We start from the raw sequence: 18,520 nt of genomic DNA on the forward strand, positions 1-18,520 counted from the left end.
TGTATAGTGATGCCCATGAACGCTGTCGTCCGCCCCTCCGCCCACCGTCCGCGCAGCCCTCTGCGGCGCCTGGTCGCCCCTTTCGTTAAGCCGCAAGTCTTTGATTTTTGGGCATCCAGGCTCCATCCGACCTGGAGCTGGGAGCGGCCGCTGGCGCGGATCGAGGCGCGCGAGTCGGCCTCGGCCGACGCGGTGACCCTGATCCTGAAGCCGAACCGGCACTGGCGCGGCTTCGTCGCCGGCCAGCATTTGATGATCGGCGCCCGCATCGACGGCGCCACCGTCTCGCGCAGCTACAGCCTGTGCGACGCGCCGCGCGCGGACGGCCGCATCGCGATCACGGTCAAGGCGATCGAAGGCGGGCGCCTGAGCCGGCATCTGCACGACCGCGCCCGGGTCGGCGATGTGCTCGAACTGGGGCCGGCCTTCGGCGAGATGGTGCTGCCCGAGCGCGTCGACGGCGCTTGGCTGTTTCTGGCCGCGGGCAGCGGCATCACGCCCCTGATGGCGATGCTGCGTGCGCTGGCCCAGCGCGGCATGCCGGTGCCGCTGACCTTGCTGTACTGGGCGCGCCAGCGCGAGGAGCTGTGCTTCGTCGACGAGTTGCGCGAACTCGCGGCGACCCATCCGAATTTTGAGTTGCGCCTGCTGCTGACCCGGCAGGCGCCGCAGCATCCCGGCGAGGCCGGCGGCCGCATCGACGCCGAATCGCTGGCGCAGCATGCGCCGGACTGGGCGCAGCGGCGCATCTACGCCTGCGGCCCGGGCGGCTTCGTCGCCACCGCGCGCGAACTCACCGCGGCGCGCGCCGTCGGCTTTGCCGCCGAAGCTTTCACCCCGCCGCCGCGTAGCGACGACGACACCGGCACGGTCGAAGTCGAACTGGCGCGCAGCGGCCGCCGCCTGCAATTGCCGCGCGGCCAATCCCTGCTGAGCGCGCTGGAAGCGCAGGGCCTGTCGCTGGCATCCGGCTGCCGCATGGGCCTATGCAATACCTGCGCCTGCGGCAAAGCCTCCGGCACCACCCGCCATCTGCACACCGGCGACGTCCACAGCGAGCCGGCGTCCGCGCTGCGCCTGTGCGTCAACGCCGCCAGCAGCGACCTCGTCCTCGATCTGTAAGCCGACCATGACTTCGAAACCACGCAACCGCGCGCTGGGCGCGCAGGAACTCGATCGCTTCGGCGAAGAACTCGACGCGCTGCGCGCGCGCACCCTGGCCCAGGTCGGCCGGGTCGATGCGGCCTACATCCGCCGCGTGGTCGCGGCGGTGCGCTGGTTCGGCCTGGGCGGACGGCTGCTGCTGTTCGCCGCCGCTGCGGGCCTGGCGTTCGGCCTGGGCTGGCTGCTGTGGACCGCCGCGGTGCTGGGCACGTTGTCGCTGGCGTTGTCGAAGATCCTGGAGAACATGGAGGTCGGCCACAACGTCATGCACGGCCAGTACGACTGGATGCGCGACCCGCACCTGGACGGCAAGACCTACGAATGGGACATCGTCGCCACCGGCGACAACTGGCGCAAAACCCACAACTACCAGCACCACACCTGGACCAACGTGCGCGGCATGGACGACGACATCGGCTACGGCCTGTTGCGCCTGTTCCCGGAGCAGCGCTGGAAGCCGTTCTTCCTGGCCCAGCCGCTGATCGCGGTGGTGTTCGCGCTGCTGTTCGAGTGGGGCGTGGCGATACAGGACCTGCGCCTGGGGCGCTGGCTGACCGGCAAGACCAAGCACCGGGCGATGTGGCGCAAGTTCGTGCCGGTCGGGCGCAAGATGGGCAAGCAGTTGCTGAAGGACTACGTGCTGTTCCCGCTGCTGGCCGGCCCGTTCTTCCTGCCGGTGCTGCTGGGCAACCTGGTCGCCAACCTGATCCGCAACGTGTGGACCTATACGGTGATCTTCTGCGGCCACTTCACCATCGACGCCGAAGTGTTTCCGAAGGAATCGGTGCGCAACGAGTCGCGGGGGCATTGGTACCTGCGCCAATTGCGCGGTTCGTCCAACCTCACCGGCGGCAAGTGGATGGACCTGATGACCGGCAATCTGAGCCATCAGATCGAACACCATTTCTACCCGGACATCCCGGCCTGGCGCTATGCGGCGATGGCGGTGGAAGTGCGCGAAATCTGCGGCCGCTACGGCCAGCACTACGACACCGGCTCGCTGCCGCGGCAGTTCGGCGAAGTGGTGTGGCGAATCCTGCGCCACGCCTGGCCGAGCCGCCCGCGCGCGCGGCGTCCCCTGGTACGGGCGGAAGCGCAGGCCTGAGGCCCGTGCGGCCGGCGATGGCCCGATGCGGTCTCGGGTGGATGGCTGTGCCCGCGACGTGAGCCAGAGCATGCGCATGAGCGCAGTCGCGACCCGCGCAGCGATCGCCGCAATGGCGAAAGCAACAGCAACGCCGCGACCACCGCACGCGGTCGCCGCGGCTTTTTCCAGAGCGGGCAACGGCAGCGGCGCTGTCGATGCGGCTACGCTCGGGCGGCGGCCAACTTCGCCGTAGCGTCCCCCTTCGAAAAGGGAGCGGGGGGGGGGCTGGCCTTCGCGTTCGCGCCAGCCCATCCCCCCGCGCATCGCTCAAGCCGCCAAACGGTAATCCGCGATCGCCTCCTCCAGCGCGACTTCGCCCTGGAAGCCGCTGGCGCTGACCGCCGGGCGCTGCTGCTCGATGGCGTGGGCGAAGATCACCGCCGGGTCGGCTTCGAGCTGATCGAACAGGCGCTGCAGGTTGGGGTAATCGCGGCGGTCGACGACGCTGTGGTACTTGGTCCAGCGCGCGATGCCGGCGAAGTAGGCGTCGGCCAGGGTCGGACGGTCGCCGAGCAGCCAGCGCTTGTCGCCGAGCATGGCCTCCAGCTTGGCGTGGGCCTGCACCACCCGGCCGCGGCCGTACTCGACCAGGGCCTCGCGCGAGGCTTCGTCGACTTCGTGCTCCAGCACATGCCACAGCGACGAGAACGAACCGAAGAAGGTGGTGTTGAGGAAGGCCAGCATCCGGTTGAGCTCGTCGAACTGCGGCGTGCCCTGGGCGAAGGCGATGCCGCGCTCGATCGCCCGCGCGCCGATGTGGTTGAGGATGGCCATGCTCTCGGTGACCACGTCGCCCTGGGCGCTGACCAGCACCGGGGTCTCGCCGACCGGGTTGAGGGATTTGAACGCAGTGGTGTGGATCTGCTCGGGCATCTCGACCCGGGCCAGACGGTACGGCTGGCCGGCCCATTCCAGGGCGACAAGGGAACCGAACGAGCAGCCGGACGGCACGCCGTAGAACAGGATCGGAACGGCGGCGGTCGGGGCGGTCTTGGCAGCGGACATTTGCATTCTCCAGTGAGAGGTGTGGGCCCGTCGTTGCGGGGTGAGCTCACTGTAGGTGCGTGGACTTTCGGCGTGTAGTAAGCGAAAAATGGACTCAAAGTCCACATATGTGTACTTTGCGGGCATGCTCAATCTCAACGATTTGGTCCTGTTCGCTACCGCGGTCGAGCAAGGCGGCTTCGCGGCGGCCTCGCGCCGGCTGGGCGTGCCCAAGTCCACGGTCAGCAAGCGCGTGGCCGCGTTGGAGGACGAACTGGGCGTGCGCCTGATCCATCGCACCTCGCGCAGCTTCGTCCTGACCGACACCGGCCAGGCCTTCCACGAGCACGCGCGCGCGGCGCTGATCGAGACCGAAGCCGCCGAGAGCGTGGTCCGCCGTCGCGCCGCCGAACCCAGCGGACGGGTGCGCATGACCTGCAACGTGCCGGTCGCGCAGGAGTACCTGGCGCCGCTGCTGCCGGAACTGGCGCGACGCTATCCGCGTCTGCATCTGCAACTGGACGTCAGCGATCGCATGGTCGACGTGGTCCAGGACGGCTACGACATCGCCGTGCGCAGCCATTTCGCGCCGCTGCCGGATTCGGGCCTGATCCAGCGCCAGGCCTCGGTCGAGGACATCGTCGTGGTCGCCGCGCCGGCGTATCTGGCCGAGCGCGGCGAACCGCGAACGCCGCAAGAGCTGGCCGGGCACGACGGCCTGCTGACCGGCCAATCGGGACGCGGCGCCTGGACCCTGAGCGATGCCGCCGGCGCCACGGTGCAGGTCGAACCGCAGCCGCGCATGACCGCCAACGAGGGGCGGGTGCTGACCGCGGCAGCGGTCGCCGGCATGGGACTGACCTGTTTGCCGGCGAAGATCTGCCGCGCCGAGCTCGGCGACGGCCGTTTGCGCCGGGTGCTGCCGGACTGGCATGCGGGTCGGGTGACCACGACCCTGGTGATGCCGCACCGCCGCGGCCAGTTGCCGGGCGTGCGCGCGACGGTCGAGTTCCTGATCGAGTGCCTGCGCGAGCCGGCCTGAGCGGCGTCGTCAGGCCGGCTCCGGCGCCGCGCCTTCGTGATCGTGAGCAGCACTACGCTGTGCGCGTCGAGCGCATGGCGCTGGCGCAACGCCGGATGGGCCGCGGCGCGCCACAAGCCGGCCAGGCCGGCGCTGCCGGACGGCGTGCTCGCCGGCCGTAGCCGGCCATCGCGTCGGCGACCACCGGGGCGTTCGGATCGTCGGAGGTGTCGGCGATCAGCAGCCCTTCGCCGCGCACGGCCGCGGCGCGCGCGACCGGCACCGCACGCGGCCGCGCCGTGCTCAGTCGTTTTCGTCGAGCGCGACCGGGATGGTCAGGCCGCGCTTGACCAGGCTCAGCGCCACATGGGTGGTGAAGCGCTTGATGTTGAGATTGTCGGCAATCATGCGCAGCATCAGCGCGTCGTAGTTCTCGGTGTCGGGGGCGGTCACCACCAGCACGAAATCGGCCTCGCCGGTGACGTAGAACACCTGCTGCACCTGCGCCTGCGCCGCCAGCCACTTGCGCAGCTGCGCCAGCAGCTCCGGACGCTCGCGTTCCACCTGCAAAGCGACGATGAAGAAGGTCGGCTTGCCGACCTGCCTGGGGTCGAGCACCGCCGCGTCGCGCTGGATCACGCCGTGTTCGCGCAGCTTGCGTAGCCGGCGCTGGATCGCCGAGGGCGACAGCGCGACCTGTTCGGCCAGGCGCTCGGCGGTCTGGCCGGCGTCTTCCTGCACCAGGTTGAGCAATTGACGGTCGAATCGGTCTAGTTTCATGGTCCAGGCATCTTAGGGCGGCGCGACGCGGAAAATCCGCATCGCCGGGCAGGCGATCGCGGCGAAACCGCGCCGCCGCGCGGCTAGGATTTTCGCCTCATCCCGGGGCGACGTCATGGACTTGCCGGCACTGCAGCGTTTCGTCGACGGCAACTGGCAGGAGCGGGTCCTGCACGACGCGGCGTATGCCGACACCGGCTGGCCCGCGCCTGCGGATTTCCAACGAGCTTGCGGAGACCGCCGATGCAATTGCTGTATCAAACCCACTCGCCGTATGCGCGCAAGGCGCTGGTATTCGCCCACGAAGTCGGCCTGGCCGAGCGGATCGAGGTGATCCACCACGAGACCAGCCCGACCCTTCGCAACGATGCGGTGTATGCGCAGAACCCGCTCGGCAAGGTGCCGGTGCTGTTGCGCTCCGGACTGCCGCCGCTATTCGACTCGGACATCATCTGCGCCTATCTCGACACCTTGCACGACGGCCGCAAGCTGATTCCGGCCGAAGGCGAGGCGCGCTGGCATGTGCTGCGGTTGCAGGCGATCGCCCAGGCCCTGGCCGATTTCGGCATCAAGGTACGCTGGGAAACCGTGCGCCGGCCGGAAGCCTTGCGCTACCCGGCGCTGCGCGACGGCTATGCCCGGAAGCTGATCGAAAGCTACGACTGGCTCGAGCGCGAGCTCGACGACCGGGCGCCGCTGCACGTCGGCCATATCGCGATAGCGACCGCGCTGAGTTGGCTGGAGTTCCGCGAACTGCCCGGCTTCCGCGCCGGCCGGCCGCGCCTGAGCGCCTGGTTCGACGCCTTCGAGCAGCGCGATTCGATGCGCGCCACGCCGCTGTCGGGCGAGACCCACGATTGAGTCCGCGCTGGCCTAAGCCGGCACGGCGCCGCGTTGGCTGGAGCAGACAGGGGCTCGGCGCGGCGCAAGCCGGCGCCGGCGAGGACGCGCGCCGCAGCGGCGCCGCCCCTGCGGCGATCGCGCGCGAGCGGGCTGGGGGGCGCATGAAAACTCTGTTCGGCGGTTTGATCTCGATGATCCTGCTGGGCGTCTACGTCCATCTGATCAGCGTGGCGGTGCGGGTGGTGGACTGCGTGTCCGGTCCGGGCTGCACGCTGTATCCGCTCAGCTATTTCAACGACGGCATGGCCCAGGCCTTGTCGGTGATCGGCGGCCTGGTGTCGGCATTGGTGATCGCCGAGCTGGCCTTGGCCAAGCCCGGCGAAGCGCCGGGCGCGCGGGTGCTCGATGCCGGCGCGTCGGCCAACGCGACGCGCGCGGTGACCGTGGTCTCGGTGCTGTACGTGCTGGTGTGGATCGGCGCCGGGCTGTGCGCCTTCCTGGTCGGCCTGTACCACCCCAAGGAACTGCCGGCGCTGACCACGCATGGGCAGGCCTGGCTGGGGCTGGCGGTGTCGGCCGCCTATGCCTACTTCGGGCTCTCGCCCAAGACCTGAGTCGCCGCCTCGGACGCCGCCGCGCTCGCGCGCAGGTGCGAGTGCGAGCGCTCCGGCGGACCGAACAACTGCCCCAGCGCGCCGAGCAGGCCGCGCGCGCGCCAGGCGTCGCCGAACATCGCGATCCACTCGTGGAAGGTCAGCCGGATCGGATTGTGCCCGCGCACCTGGCCGACGATGCCGTACTCGCAGGGCACGGCGTCGTCCTCTTCGGTGTAGGTGCCGAACAGCTTGTCCCAGACGATCAGCACGCCGGCGAAGTTGCGGTCGATGTACTGCGGGTTGCGGGCATGATGGACGCGGTGGTGCGAGGGCGTGTTGAACACCTTCTCCAACCAACCGAGCTTGCCCACCGCCTGGGTGTGGACGAAGAACTGGAACGCCAGGTTGATCGCGACCACCGCGACGATGTGGCGCGGCTCGAAGCCGATCCAGGCCAGCGGCAGCCAGAACAGCCACATGCCCGAGATCGGATAGGTCAGGCTCTGCCGGAACGCGGTCGACAGGTTGAGCCGCTCGGAGGAGTGGTGGGTGACGTGCGAGGCCCACAGCCAACGGATGCGGTGGCTGGCGCGGTGGAACCAGTAATAGAAGAAATCCTGGGCGACGAACAGCGCGGCCACGGTCCAGGGCGAGGCCGGCGGCAGGTCGAACAGGCGGTGCGCGTAGACCGCGTAGTACAGGCCGATCACCAGCAGCCAGGCGATCGCGTCGCTGGCCTGGTGCATCAGCGCCAGCGCGGCGTTGGAGGCGGTATCGCGCAAGCTGTAGCGTTCCGGCGCGCGCCGCCGCCAGTACCAGGCTTCGGCCGCGATCAGAATCAGGAATATCGGCGCCAGGCCGAGCAGGATCCACTCTTCCATCAACGCCGCTCCGCGCGCCAGGCTTGTTCCAGGGTCTGGGCGATGCGCTCCAGGCAGCCCCGCATCGCCGGCTGCATCGCTCCGCGCAGCACCGGCCACGCCAGCGGCCAGGCCCAGGGACCGGTCAATTCGAAATCGTAGCGCCAGCTGACCCGGGTCGCGCCCGGATCATCGGCCATCGCCTGGAAGCGCCACTCGGCGCGGCCTTCGCGCGCCAGCCACGACAGCGGCGCGGGCAGGTCGTACAAGGTGTAGGCATGGCGTTGGGGAGGTTCCAGCGCGGTGATGCGTTCGTGCAGTACCGCGCCGCGCAGGTCGCGTACTTCGCGCACTGCGCCGACTTCGACCGGGCCGAGCGGTTGGATCCGTTCCAGTCCCGGGATCGGGCCGTAGCCTTCGAACAAGGGCGCAAAGCGGTTGCCGTCGAGCACCAGCGCGTACACCGCGGCGGGGGCGGCGGCGATGCTGCGTTCGGCGAGCAGGCGGAGGTGCATGCGGCCAGTCTAGGCAGGCGTTGCCGGCAAATCCACGCACCGGCGCGGGTTCTGCGCAGGCCGGCCGGTTTCGCCGACGGCGAGGGGAGCGGCGCCGCGCCGCGGGCGCGCCCGGTACGGCGGCCGAACGGGCTCAAGCCAGCCATTGCTCGACCAGCGGCGGCACTACCGCGGTCGCGGTGCCTTCCAGGAAGCGGTAGCCGCGCGGGATCTCCTGCGGCTCGGGCGAGACGAACCAGCGCTCGGCCGAGAACGGCGCATAGGCCACCAGGCCAGCGGCGGGATAGACGCTCAGCGAGGTGCCGATCGCCAGCACTTTGGACGCGGTGGAGAAATGCATTTCCGATTCGTCCATGTGGCGCACCGCTTCGCCGAACCAGACCACGTCCGGGCGCAGCTGGCTGCCGCGTTCGCAACGGTCGCCCAGTTCGATGGCCGGGCCCTTGAGCGGATAGATCCGCTCCGGCAGCGCAGTGCTGCGCGCCTTGAGGATTTCGCCGTGGACGTGGACGACTCGGCTGGAGCCGGCGCGTTCGTGCAGGTCGTCGATGTTCTGGGTGATCACCACCACCTCGTACTTCTCTTCCAGCCGGGCGATGGCGCGGTGGGCGGCGTTGGGCCGCGCCGCCAGAACCGCCGCGCGGCGCTCGTTGTAGAAGCGCAGCACCGTGGCCGGGTCGCGCTGCCAGCCCTGTGGCGAGGCGACGTCCTCCAGCCGGTGCCGGTGCCACAGCCCGCCCATGTCGCGGAAGGTCTTCAGACCGCTTTCGGCGCTGACGCCGGCGCCGGTGAATACGACGATCTTGTCTTTCATGGGGCTCTCTCGCCGGGCGGCCGCATCGGCGCCGCCTTGCTCGAACTATCCTGTTTCAACTATATCGCCGTGCGGCGCATCTGTTGTTGCGCGGCCGGGCGGTCGCGGCGGCGCGGCGTGCGGGATGGCCGGCGCTGCGCCTATGCTTCCAATGGCGCAAACGGGAGAGAGCAGCATGAGCAAATGGGTCCGGATCGGCGTCTCCAGCCTCGTGGGCCTGTTGGGCATCGGGCTCGCCGCGGCGCCGCCGGCGGCCGCGGCGCCGCGCGACGAGGCGCGTTGGGCGATTCGCGACGTCACCGTGATTCCGGCCGACAACGACGAAGTGCTGCGCCATCGCACGGTGCTGATCCGCGACGGCCGCATCGCCCGTATCCTCGACGCCGGCGCGGTCTTGCGGCCGCAGGACGGCGAGGTGGTGGACGGGCGCGGCAAGTACCTGGTGCCCGGCTTCGTCGACGCGCACGTGCATCTGGCCAACGAGGGCGCGATCCGCGCCAGCAAAGACCCGGTGCTGGCGGGGCTGCCGCTGGACCAGGGCCATCGTTACGACCGCCGCATCCTGTTGAACCTATTGCGCGCCGGAGTCACCGGTGCGGCCAACCTCGGCGGCAGTGCAGCCAGCGACGACAACCTGCTGTGGCTGCGCGACGAGATCGCCGCCGGGCGCATGCCGGGCCCACGCCTGTATGTCGGCAAGCGCATCAACGGGCCGCGTGCGGCGGTCGCGGCCAAGCCCGACGGCGCGGTGCCGGCCTCGACCGTCGATGCGCCGACCACCGCCGCCGACGGCATCGCCGCGGTGCGTCGGGCGCGCGAACGCGGCTACGACTTCATCAAGCCGTACCAGTTCCTCAATCGCGAGACCTACCGCGCCGTGGTCGAGGAAGCGCAGCGGCAAGGGCTGATCACCACCGGCCATTTGCCCGAGCTGGGCTGCGCCGATTGCGCCGACCGCGCGTTCGCCTTCGCTCATCCCCTGAGCAACATCGCACACAGCGAAGAGCTGGCTCGCTACGCCCGCGTCGGCAGCGGCCTGGCGCCCGCCGACATCGACGCCCTGGCGCAGGCGGTGGCGGTCAGCGGCGCCTCGGTCACGCCGACCCTGGTCACGCTCAAGACCATCGTCGCGATGTACGTGCAGCGCGCGGTGCCGGCGGTGCCCGGCGACTGGGCGCAGCGGGTCGATCCGGTCACCCGACGCGAGTGGAACCCGCCGGCCAACCGATATCTGAGCGAGGCCTTCCGCGCCCAGGACGGCGCCGACAGCTTCTCCGCCGGCTACGACTTCGCCCGCGTGCTGACCCGGCAACTGTGGAAACGCGGCGTACCGCTCACCGTCGGCACCGATGCGGCGCTGCCCGGGCTGGCGTTCGGCGTATCGGTGCAGCAGGAAATGATCGAACTGCGCGAGATCGGCCTGAGCCCGGTCGAGGTATTGCGCGCGGCGTCGATCAATGCGCACCGCCTGTTCGATCCCGAGCGCGGCCGTGGCGCGGTGCGCGAAGGCGAGCGCGCCGATTTGGTGCTGTTGGACGCCGACCCGCTGGCCGACATCCACAACGTCGCGCGGGTCGCGGGCGTGTTCGTACGCGGGCAGTGGTGGCCGCAGACGCGGATCGAGGCGGCCCTGGCCGAGGATGCGGCGTTCGAGCGCGGCCTCGCCGAGCGGCTCGCGCCGCAGGCCGAATAGGCCGCCGCAGGCGGCGCTGAGCAGCGGTGCGCGGGCCGCGGGCGAGGGCAGAACGCGACCCCCTGCCGCGCGCCCCCGGAGGGGCGTCGCGGCAGTGCCGTCCTGGCAGGGATCGCAAAAGGCGACCGGCGCCCGCGACTGTCCATGTCTCTGTGGCGATCCATGCCATCGCATCGGTCTCGATAGAACAATCACGGGGTGCGCCGGCGCAAGCGGACAGCGCGACGCGTACGGATGTTTTGTAATGTGAGGTCCGTCACGCGCCGACCGATTCGCCGCGACCGCGCGCCGATCCGGCCACCGTCACGACGCGCAACGGCCTGGCTGCGGATAATCGGCGCCGGGCCAACGGGAACCACGGCGTGAAGCGATTCGATGCCCTGCTCATCGATTTCGACGGCGTACTGCGCCGGTGGCCGGACGACGACCACCTCTTGGAAGCCGCGCATGGCTTGCCGCCCGGCAGCCTGCGGCGCACGGCGTTCGCGCCGGAGCTGCGCGACGAGGCCTTGCTCGGCAGGATCAGCGACGAACAATGGCGCGAGCGGGTCGCGCATGACTTGCAGCGCGCGTATCCCCACAGCGCAGCGGAGCAGGCGGTGATGCGTTGGTCGGCCGCGGTCGGCGAGCTGGACCGCGAGGTGCTGGCCCTGCTCGACGCCTGCCGGCCGGAGCTGCGGCGGGTGCTGGTGTCCAACGCGACCTCGCGCCTGCCGCGCGACCTGCAGGCGCTGGGGCTGGCACAGCGCTTCCATGCGGTGGTCAATTCCAGCGAACTCGGCCATGCCAAGCCCGACAGCTACTGCCTGCTCGCGGCCTTGGCCTATGCCGGGGTCGAGGCCGGCCACGCCTTGTTCGTCGACGACGATGCGGCCAATGTCGCCGCGGCCGTGGCATTGGGCGCGCACGGCCATCATTACCGCGAGCCGGCCGGTTTGCGGCAGTGGTTGGAGGAGGCCGGCGCGTTGTGCCTGGATGCGCAGACGCCGATCTGGCGCACCGGGGAGCGATCGGCCAGCAACGACGACGACGAGCGCAGCCAGCGCCAGCGGTAAGCGGGCGCAACGCAGGCGCATCGGCGAAGATGCGCATGTCACGGGCGCGCGGGGTGGATCGTCGTATCCCGACAGGCGGCGGAAGCCGCCACCCGCGCGCCGGATTCTCGGCCGGGCCGAACCCATTCCCCATCGCAAGGATTCTCATGAACGCTGTCCGCAATGCATCCGTCGTCGCGCTTCGCAATCCCGCCGGTCTCTACGACCCGGCGCCGAACGGCTATTCGCACCTGGCCGAAGTCGCCGCGCCGGCGCGCTGGTTGTTCGTCGCCGGACAGGGCGGCGAGACCGCCGACGGCGCGCTCGATCCGGATTTCCGCGCTCAAGTCCGCCAGGCGCTGCGCAATCTGCTGACCGCGCTGAATGCGGCCGGGGCGCAGGCCGAAGACGTGGCGAAGCTGACCGTGCTGGTGGTCGACCACGACGAAGCGCGTTTGCACGTGTTCGGCGCTGAGCTGGCCGCCGCGTTCGGCGACCATCGCCCGGCCTGCACCCTGATCCCGGTGCCGCGATTGGCTCTGGACGGCATGCTGTTCGAGATCGAAGCCCTGGCCGCGATCGCGGCCTGAGCGGCCTGACGGCGCTACAATGGCGGCACGGCCTGCGCGGTTCCGCGCCTCGGCCGTCCCTTTCGCTCCCGACGCGCCGCGCAGCTTCCGCTGCGTGGCGCCTACGGCTGAGCGCAGGCCCGCGCACCGCCAGGAGAACGCCATGCCTTCCAGCCCGAACCCCCGCGACACCGCCTTGCTGATCCGCGCCGCCGCCTTCGCCGCCGAGCGGCACCGGCGCCAGCGTCGTCGCGACACCGAGGCGTCTCCCTACATCAATCATCCTATCGCGCTGGCCGACGTGCTCGCCAACGAGGGCGGCATCGACGATCCGGTGGTGCTGTGCGCGGCCTTGCTGCACGACACCATCGAGGACACCGAAACCACGGCCGCCGAGATCGAAGCCGCGTTCGGCCCGCGCATCGCCGCGGTGGTGATCGAGGTCAGCGACGATCGCGGCCTGCCCAAGAGCGAACGCAAACGCCTGCAGATCGAGCACGCCGCGCGGGCTTCGCGCGAGGCGCAATGGGTCAAGCTTGCCGACAAGATTTGCAACCTGCGCGATCTGCTCGCCGCCCCGCCGCAGGACTGGCCGCCGGAACGCAAGCGCGAGTACTTCGCCTGGTCGGCGCAGGTGGTCGCCGGGCTGCGCGGGGCGCACCCGACGTTGGAAGCGGTGTTCGACGGATTGCTGGCGCGGGTGGACGAACTCTAGCCGCCTGCGCCCGGCCGCCAGTCGCCGCTAGACTGAGCGCGAATCCCGAATCCCGAATCCCGAATCCCGAATCCCGAATCCCCAATGGCCAACCTGCAACTGTCCCCCATCGTCGCCGGCGCCTGGCGCATGCGCGACTGGAACTTCGACCTGAGCCAGCGCCAGCGCTGGATCGAGGCGGCCCTGGAGCTGGGCATCGACAGCTTCGACCACGCCGACATCTACGGCGACTACACGGTCGAAGGCCTGTTCGGCGAAGCGTTGGCGGTTTCGCCAGGATTGCGCGACCGGGTTCGCCTGGTGACCAAGTGCGGGATCAAGCTGACCTCGGCACAGCGCCCGCAGCATCGGATCAAGTCCTACGACACTTCGCGCGATCATGTCGTGGCTTCGGTCGAGCAGTCGCTGCGCGCTTTGCGCACCGATCGCGTCGACCTGCTGCTGATCCACCGGCCGGATCTGTTGATGGACGTCGACGAACTGGCAGCGACCTTCGATGCGCTCAAGGCCGCGGGCAAGGTGCTGCACGTCGGCGTGTCCAACCACAGTCCTTCGCAGCTGGCCCTGTTGCATGCGAAGCACCGGTTGGAGACGCATCAGATCGAATGCTCGCCGCTGCACCCGGCGCCGCTGGACGACGGCACCCTGGATCAATGCCAGGCCCTGGGGGTGCGGCCGATGATCTGGTCGCCGTTGGCCGGCGGACGCTTGTTCGGCGGCGGCGACGAACGCGCCGAGCGGGTGCGCGCGGTGCTGGCCGAGCTGGCGCCGCGCTACGGCGACGCCTCGGCGGCGACCCTGGCCTACGCCTGGTTGCTGCGCCACCCCTCGCGGCCGTGGCCGATCACCGGCAGCGGCCGCATCGAAGGCTTGCGCGAGGCGACCGCCGCCTTGTCGCTGCGGCTCAGCGCCGAGGATTGGTATGCGATCTGGCAAGCCGGGGCCGGGCGCGAGGTGGCCTGAGCCGCCTCGCGCCGCGGCCGCTCAGGCCTGCGCCGCTTCCGCGCCCGCTGCGGCCTGCAGCTCGGGCGGAAAGTCCTCGAACTCCTGCACCCGGCGCACTTCGATGATCTCGTTCGGCGAAGCGGGGCAACGCTTGGCCCACTCGATCGCCACCTCGCGCGAGGCGACGTCGATCATCCAGTAACCGCCGAGCATTTCCTTGGCTTGCGGGAACGGACCGTCGACCACCCGCGGCTTGCCGTCGGCGAAGCTGATCCGGGCGCCGGTCGCCGGCGGGTGCAGGCCTTCTCCGCCGATCAGTACGCCGGACTCGAACAGGGCGGTGTTGTAAGCGGTCATCGCCGCGACCTGTTCGACGCTGGGCACGGCGTCGGCGGCGGCGGTTTCGTAGCCCTGGGGGATCATCAGCAGCATGAAGCGCATGGAGGTATTCCGTTGAGGTGGGAAGGAGCGCGGCCGGATCGCCGCTCTTGCCTAGGCGACGAACCGGCGCAGCGCGGATCGACATCGGCGGTAAAGTTTTTTTCGATCTTTTCGGTGCGCGCCCGGATGGGAGCCTGGACCGCAGCGTTGCAGCGGTCGCGATTGCGGCCGGCCGGGCTGGACCCACGTGGGGAGCGATCACGACGGATTACCGCGCAAGCCGCGACAATGGCCGCGCACCGCAACGGCGCCGCCGTTGCGCAACGAACGCAATCAAGGAGACGGCATGGATCTGGGTATGGTCGGTCTGGGACGCATGGGCGCCAACATGGCCGAGCGCCTGGTGCGCGGCGGGCATCGGGTGACGGGCTACGACCCCGGCGCGGCCGCGCGCGAACAGGCTGCGGCGCGCGGCATCGCGCCGGCGGCATCGTTGCAGGAACTGGTCGCGGCCCTGCCGGCGCCGCGCGCCGTGTGGCTGATGGTGCCGGCCGGCGCGCCGGTGGACGCGACCTTGGAGGCCTTGTTGCCGCTGCTGTCGCCGGGCGACACCGTGATCGACGGCGGCAACTCCAATTACAAGGACACCCAGCGTCGCGCTGCGCGCCTGGCCGAGCACGGCCTGCACTCTGTCGACTCGGGCACCAGCGGCGGCATCTGGGGGCTGAAGGAAGGCTACAGCCTGATGATCGGCGGCGAGGACGCGGCGGTGGAGCGCTTGCGGCCGATCTTCGAAACCCTGGCGCCGGCGCCGGAGCGCGGCTGGGGCCGGGTCGGACCGAGCGGCGCCGGTCATTACACCAAGATGGTCCACAACGGCATCGAGTACGGCCTGATGCAGGCGTACGCCGAAGGCTTCGCCATCCTCGGCCGCAAGGCCGAGTTCGGCCTGGACCTGGAGCAGATCGCGCAGATCTGGCGCCATGGCAGCGTGGTCCGTTCCTGGCTGCTCGACCTCAGCGCCGAGGCCCTGGCCAAGAACCCGCGCCTGGACGGCATCGCGCCCTATGTCGAAGACTCCGGCGAAGGCCGCTGGACCGTGGCCGAAGCGATCGACCTGGACGTATCGGCGCCGGTGATCACCGCCTCGCTGATGGAACGGCTGCGCTCGCGCGAGAAGGATTCGTTCGCCGACAAGCTGCTGGCGGCGATGCGCAACGAGTTCGGCGGTCATGCGGTGCGCAAGCAGGGCGATTAGGGAGTCTGGATCGGGGATAGGGGATAGGGGATAGGTAAAAGCCGAGCCTGCAAAAACTCTCGGTTTTACCAATCCCCAATCCCCAATCCCCAATCCCCAATCCCCGCTTCACCGATTTGTGCAGGCCGGCATGCCGGCTTCACACGTGCGGTCACGGCGGCGGTAATACAGGCGCGTTAGCCTGCGCTCGCGTCCGTCGCGTCAGCGAACGGACGCCGTCGCCGTCCGCTTTCCCAATCCGTCGGTGCTCACGCGTCCGCCTTGTGCGGTCGTGCGCAGGAGGCTGCGCGCGGCGATTCGCCCCTCGTCCCCTTCGGAGAAGCCGCCATGTCCGCTCTATCGCGATCCCTCCCGCGCGCGCCGCTGCGCCGTGGTCTGTACGGCCTTGCCCTGGCGCTGTCCGCCGCCCTGCTCGCCGGCAACGCCGCGGCCGCGCCGAACTTCCCGTTCGGCAGTCATCGCCAGCCTTATGTGGCCGGCACGCTGAGCCCCAGCGTCGGCCGCGCCGCCGCCGATCAGTCGACGGCTTCGTTCTACCGTACCTGGAAGCAACGCCACCTCAAGCCGGGCTGCAAGGCCGGCGAGTACCGGGTGGTGGCGAACACCGACGATGCTTACGTGGTCTCCGAGGGCCAGGGTTACGGCATGCTGATCACGGTCATGATGGCCGGCAGCGACGCCGAGGCGCAGACCTTGTTCGACGGCCTGCACCGCTATAACCGCAACCATCGCAGCGAGATCGACTCGGACCTGACCGCCTGGGCGCAGGACGCGTCCTGCCGCAACGTCGGCGGCACCGCTTCGGCCACCGACGGCGACCTCGACATGGCCTATGCGTTGCTGCTGGCCGATCGCCAATGGGGCTCGACCGGCTCCGTCAATTACCTGGCCGAGGCGCGGCGGACCATCGCCGCGATCCGGCGCAGCAACATCCATCCGACCACCAAGCTCACCCACCTCGGCGATTGGGTCGATTCCGGATCGCCCGTCCGCTACAACGGCAGCCGCAGTTCCGACTGGATGATGGGCCATTTCCGCGCTTTCGCCTCGCGCCTGGGCGACAGCTATTGGACCGGCGTGCTCGATGCGCACCAGGCCGCGCTGGCCGACATGCAGAGCCGCCACGCTCCCAATACCGGCCTGCTGCCGGATTTCGTGGTCGACACCCACACCCGCGCGCGGCCGGCGCCGGCGGAGTTCCTCGAAGGCGCCTACGACGGCTATTACTCCTGGAACGCCGGCCGGGTGCCGTGGCGGATCGGCATCGACGCCGCCGCCAGCGGCGATGCCCGCTCGCGTACTGCGGCGCGCAAGCTCAGCCAGTGGATCCGCTCCAAGACCGGCAACGACCCGGCCCGGGTGCGTAGCGGCTACAAGCTCGACGGATCGGTGGTGGAGAACTACAACAGCATGTTCTTCACCGCGCCGTTCGCGGTCGCCGCGACGGTGGACCCGGACGGGCAAGCCTGGCTGGACCGGTTGTGGAATCACATGGCCACCAGCAGCGCCGGCGACTACTACGGCGACAGCGTGCGCCTGTTGTCGATGCTGGCGGTGTCGAACAACTGGTTGCGTCCTTGAGCCGCGCCGGCCGGAGCGGCGCGCACCGCTCCGGCCGGACTGCAACGACGCGCCACTTTGCCGATCATGGCGACAAATCCTATGGAGTGTGTCGCCAGTCGCGGTTAGGATCGAAGCGCCGCCGGGGGACGGCGGCACCATCATCCACGGAAATGCCGGGGTCGCTACGGCGATGGACCGGCTGCGGCATTCGCGCCGCCACAGACGAGGCAAAGGAACCATGCGCAAAATCGTACTGACCCTGATTCTGGCCGCGGCCTGTGCCGGCGCCGCGGTGGCCGCTCCCGAGCGCGTGCCGTTCGACGCCCAGGCGGTGATCACGCAACAGCAGCAGATCCGCGCCGATATCGAAGCCAAGCGCGGCGCTTACGGCAAGCTCGATATCGCCACCCGGCAGGAAGTGCGCGAGCGCCAGGACAAGCTGCTCGAACTGCTGAACGGTCGCAGCTACGAACAATTGAGCGCCGATGAGCAAGACCAGGCCCGCTTGCACATGGCGTGGATCGAATACGCCGGCAAGCAGGACGACGATCGCCTGGTCTGCGAACGCATTCGGACCACCGGCAGCAACCGGGTCGAGCGCGTGTGCAAGACGGTGGCCCAGCGTCGCGAAGAAAAGGCCGCAAGCAAGAAGAACGCCGACAGCGTCTTGCAAGGGCGCGGTTTGAGCCCCTGCGGGCCGGACGGCTGCCAGTAATCGCACGCACGCGCCCGGCTCGTAGCCGGCGGCGCGCATTGCCGTGATGGCGCGTCCGCGCCATCATCGGCGCTGCGACCGACCCCGAGAGCGATTCCGGCGTGAGCGCTTGCGTTTTCTCCAGACGAAACGTTGCCGCGCTGTGGCTGGCGGCGTCGTTGGCCGGCTGCGCCACCGTGCAGCCGGCGCACAACCCGTTGGCGCAGTGGCGCGGTTCGCCCAACCACAATGCGCGCAAGGCGCAGCTGATCGTGCTGCACCACACCCAAATGGAGAGCGCCGAGCGGGCTTTGCTGACCTTGCAGACGCGCAACTCGCAAGGTCCGGTCAGCGCCCATTATTTGATCGGCGAAGACGGCCGCATCTACCAGTTGGTCGCCGACGAAGCTCGCGCGTGGCACGCCGGCGCCGGCCGCTGGGGCGATCTGACCGACCTCAACTCCGCTTCGATCGGAATCGAGCTCGACAACGACGGCAGCGAGCCGTTCGCGCCGGCGCAGATCCAGAGCCTGCTGCGCCTGCTCGCCGACCTGACCGCGCGCCTGGGCATCCCGCCCCACGCCATCGTCGCCCACGGCGATCTCGCGCCCGGGCGCAAGAGCGACCCGAGCGCGCTGTTTCCCTGGCAGCAGCTGGCCCAGGCCGGCTATGGCCTGTGGCCGCGCGAGCCGCGCGCCGAACCGCCGCCGGGTTTCGACCCTTGGGCGGCGCTGCGTCTGATCGGTTACGACCTGAGCGATCCGGAGGCGGCGCTGGCCGCGTTCCATCGGCGCTATCGCGGCCACGAAGAGCGGCAATGGCAACCGGGGGACGCCGCGGTGCTGTACGACCTGCAGCTGCAACGGATGGCCTTGCCGGACTCGACGCCGACGGCCCGCTGAGCGTTCGGGTCCCCGTCCAAGCTCCGCTGCGGCGACGCCGCA

General features: G+C 69.8%; 20 protein-coding genes. 14 read left to right on the plus strand and 6 right to left on the minus strand.

All coding sequences use genetic code 11. From position 1 onward, the window contains the following. The first annotated feature begins 15 nt into the window (after positions 1-15). A complete protein-coding gene (locus tag V2J18_RS03700; protein ID WP_336131019.1) occupies positions 16-1,122 on the plus strand; it encodes a ferredoxin reductase in 1,107 nt (368 codons plus the stop codon). A gap of 7 nt (positions 1,123-1,129) precedes the next feature. Further along, positions 1,130-2,269 carry a fatty acid desaturase family protein gene (locus V2J18_RS03705; RefSeq protein WP_064747665.1) on the plus strand — a complete coding sequence of 380 codons (1,140 nt, stop codon included), beginning with the start codon at positions 1,130-1,132 and terminating at the stop codon, positions 2,267-2,269. Between the two features lie 309 nt (positions 2,270-2,578). Here V2J18_RS03705 and V2J18_RS03710 read toward each other — a convergent pair whose 3' ends face one another. Then, positions 2,579-3,316: a glutathione S-transferase family protein gene (locus tag V2J18_RS03710; RefSeq protein WP_336131020.1), complete on the minus strand. Its 738-nt coding sequence runs from the start codon at positions 3,314-3,316 to the stop codon at positions 2,579-2,581. A gap of 88 nt (positions 3,317-3,404) precedes the next feature. Here V2J18_RS03710 and V2J18_RS03715 point away from each other — a divergent pair, with 88 nt between their 5' ends. After that, positions 3,405-4,337 carry a LysR substrate-binding domain-containing protein gene (locus V2J18_RS03715; protein WP_222423747.1) on the plus strand — a complete coding sequence of 311 codons (933 nt, stop codon included), beginning with the start codon at positions 3,405-3,407 and terminating at the stop codon, positions 4,335-4,337. 282 nt (positions 4,338-4,619) lie between these two features. Here the strand turns inward: V2J18_RS03715 and V2J18_RS03720 are convergent, their stop codons facing one another. Continuing rightward, positions 4,620-5,096, minus strand: a complete 477-nt coding sequence (locus V2J18_RS03720) for an Lrp/AsnC family transcriptional regulator (protein WP_064747662.1) — start codon at positions 5,094-5,096, stop codon at positions 4,620-4,622. Between the two features lie 243 nt (positions 5,097-5,339). Between V2J18_RS03720 and V2J18_RS03725 the strand changes: the two genes are divergently transcribed. Together V2J18_RS03725 and V2J18_RS03730 are read left to right on the plus strand one after the other, a co-directional pair. After that, positions 5,340-5,957, plus strand: a complete 618-nt coding sequence (locus tag V2J18_RS03725; RefSeq protein WP_336131022.1) for a glutathione S-transferase family protein — start codon at positions 5,340-5,342, stop codon at positions 5,955-5,957. 143 nt (positions 5,958-6,100) lie between these two features. After that, the gene (locus tag V2J18_RS03730; protein WP_336131023.1) at positions 6,101-6,553 is read left to right on the plus strand and encodes a hypothetical protein; all 453 of its coding nucleotides are present in this window, start codon (positions 6,101-6,103) and stop codon (positions 6,551-6,553) included. Here V2J18_RS03730 and V2J18_RS03735 read toward each other — a convergent pair. The 3 genes from V2J18_RS03735 to V2J18_RS03745 all read right to left on the minus strand — a co-directional run bounded on the left by V2J18_RS03735 (position 6,526) and on the right by V2J18_RS03745 (position 8,724). Further along, the gene (locus V2J18_RS03735) at positions 6,526-7,416 is read right to left on the minus strand and encodes a sterol desaturase family protein (protein WP_336131024.1); all 891 of its coding nucleotides are present in this window, start codon (positions 7,414-7,416) and stop codon (positions 6,526-6,528) included. The genes V2J18_RS03730 and V2J18_RS03735 overlap by 28 nt on opposite strands. Continuing rightward, the gene (locus V2J18_RS03740) at positions 7,416-7,910 is read right to left on the minus strand and encodes an SRPBCC family protein (protein ID WP_064747658.1); all 495 of its coding nucleotides are present in this window, start codon (positions 7,908-7,910) and stop codon (positions 7,416-7,418) included. Before V2J18_RS03740 ends, V2J18_RS03735 begins: the two co-directional genes overlap by 1 nt. A 133-nt stretch (positions 7,911-8,043) precedes the next feature. After that, complete coding sequence (locus V2J18_RS03745) at positions 8,044-8,724, minus strand: SIR2 family NAD-dependent protein deacylase (protein WP_064747657.1); 681 nt, start codon at positions 8,722-8,724, stop codon at positions 8,044-8,046. A 175-nt stretch (positions 8,725-8,899) separates the two neighbouring features. Between V2J18_RS03745 and V2J18_RS03750 the strand changes: the two genes are divergently transcribed. The 5 genes from V2J18_RS03750 to V2J18_RS03770 all read left to right on the plus strand — a co-directional run bounded on the left by V2J18_RS03750 (position 8,900) and on the right by V2J18_RS03770 (position 13,698). Continuing rightward, on the plus strand, positions 8,900-10,417 hold the full coding sequence (locus V2J18_RS03750) for an amidohydrolase family protein (RefSeq protein WP_336131026.1): 1,518 nt from the start codon (positions 8,900-8,902) through the stop codon (positions 10,415-10,417). A gap of 362 nt (positions 10,418-10,779) precedes the next feature. Then, positions 10,780-11,472: an HAD family hydrolase gene (locus V2J18_RS03755; RefSeq protein WP_336131028.1), complete on the plus strand. Its 693-nt coding sequence runs from the start codon at positions 10,780-10,782 to the stop codon at positions 11,470-11,472. Positions 11,473-11,618: 146 nt separating this feature from the next. After that, positions 11,619-12,041: a RidA family protein gene (locus tag V2J18_RS03760; RefSeq protein ID WP_336131029.1), complete on the plus strand. Its 423-nt coding sequence runs from the start codon at positions 11,619-11,621 to the stop codon at positions 12,039-12,041. Positions 12,042-12,183: 142 nt separating this feature from the next. Continuing rightward, positions 12,184-12,735: an HD domain-containing protein gene (locus tag V2J18_RS03765; RefSeq protein WP_336131030.1), complete on the plus strand. Its 552-nt coding sequence runs from the start codon at positions 12,184-12,186 to the stop codon at positions 12,733-12,735. An 84-nt stretch (positions 12,736-12,819) separates the two neighbouring features. Continuing rightward, positions 12,820-13,698: an aldo/keto reductase gene (locus tag V2J18_RS03770; RefSeq protein ID WP_336131031.1), complete on the plus strand. Its 879-nt coding sequence runs from the start codon at positions 12,820-12,822 to the stop codon at positions 13,696-13,698. Between the two features lie 21 nt (positions 13,699-13,719). Here V2J18_RS03770 and V2J18_RS03775 read toward each other — a convergent pair whose 3' ends face one another. After that, positions 13,720-14,121 (minus strand): YciI family protein, encoded by a 402-nt coding sequence (locus tag V2J18_RS03775; protein WP_336131032.1) that lies wholly within the window; start codon positions 14,119-14,121, stop codon positions 13,720-13,722. Between the two features lie 256 nt (positions 14,122-14,377). On the opposite strand from V2J18_RS03775, the gene gnd reads away from it, so the two are divergent. The 4 genes from gnd to V2J18_RS03795 all read left to right on the plus strand — a co-directional run bounded on the left by gnd (position 14,378) and on the right by V2J18_RS03795 (position 18,478). Continuing rightward, on the plus strand, positions 14,378-15,319 hold the full coding sequence (gnd, locus tag V2J18_RS03780; protein ID WP_425605935.1) for a phosphogluconate dehydrogenase (NAD(+)-dependent, decarboxylating): 942 nt from the start codon (positions 14,378-14,380) through the stop codon (positions 15,317-15,319). Between the two features lie 327 nt (positions 15,320-15,646). Further along, entirely contained in the window at positions 15,647-16,900 is a 1,254-nt protein-coding gene (locus V2J18_RS03785) for a family 8 glycosyl hydrolase (protein ID WP_336131034.1), read from the plus strand. 220 nt (positions 16,901-17,120) lie between these two features. Beyond that, positions 17,121-17,597 (plus strand): hypothetical protein, encoded by a 477-nt coding sequence (locus tag V2J18_RS03790; protein WP_064747650.1) that lies wholly within the window; start codon positions 17,121-17,123, stop codon positions 17,595-17,597. A 101-nt stretch (positions 17,598-17,698) separates the two neighbouring features. After that, on the plus strand, positions 17,699-18,478 hold the full coding sequence (locus V2J18_RS03795; protein ID WP_186442566.1) for an N-acetylmuramoyl-L-alanine amidase: 780 nt from the start codon (positions 17,699-17,701) through the stop codon (positions 18,476-18,478). The last annotated feature ends 42 nt before the right edge of the window (positions 18,479-18,520 follow it).

This window comes from Lysobacter firmicutimachus (genome assembly GCF_037027445.1).
In the GTDB taxonomy this organism is placed as follows: Bacteria; Pseudomonadota; Gammaproteobacteria; order Xanthomonadales; family Xanthomonadaceae; genus Lysobacter; species Lysobacter firmicutimachus.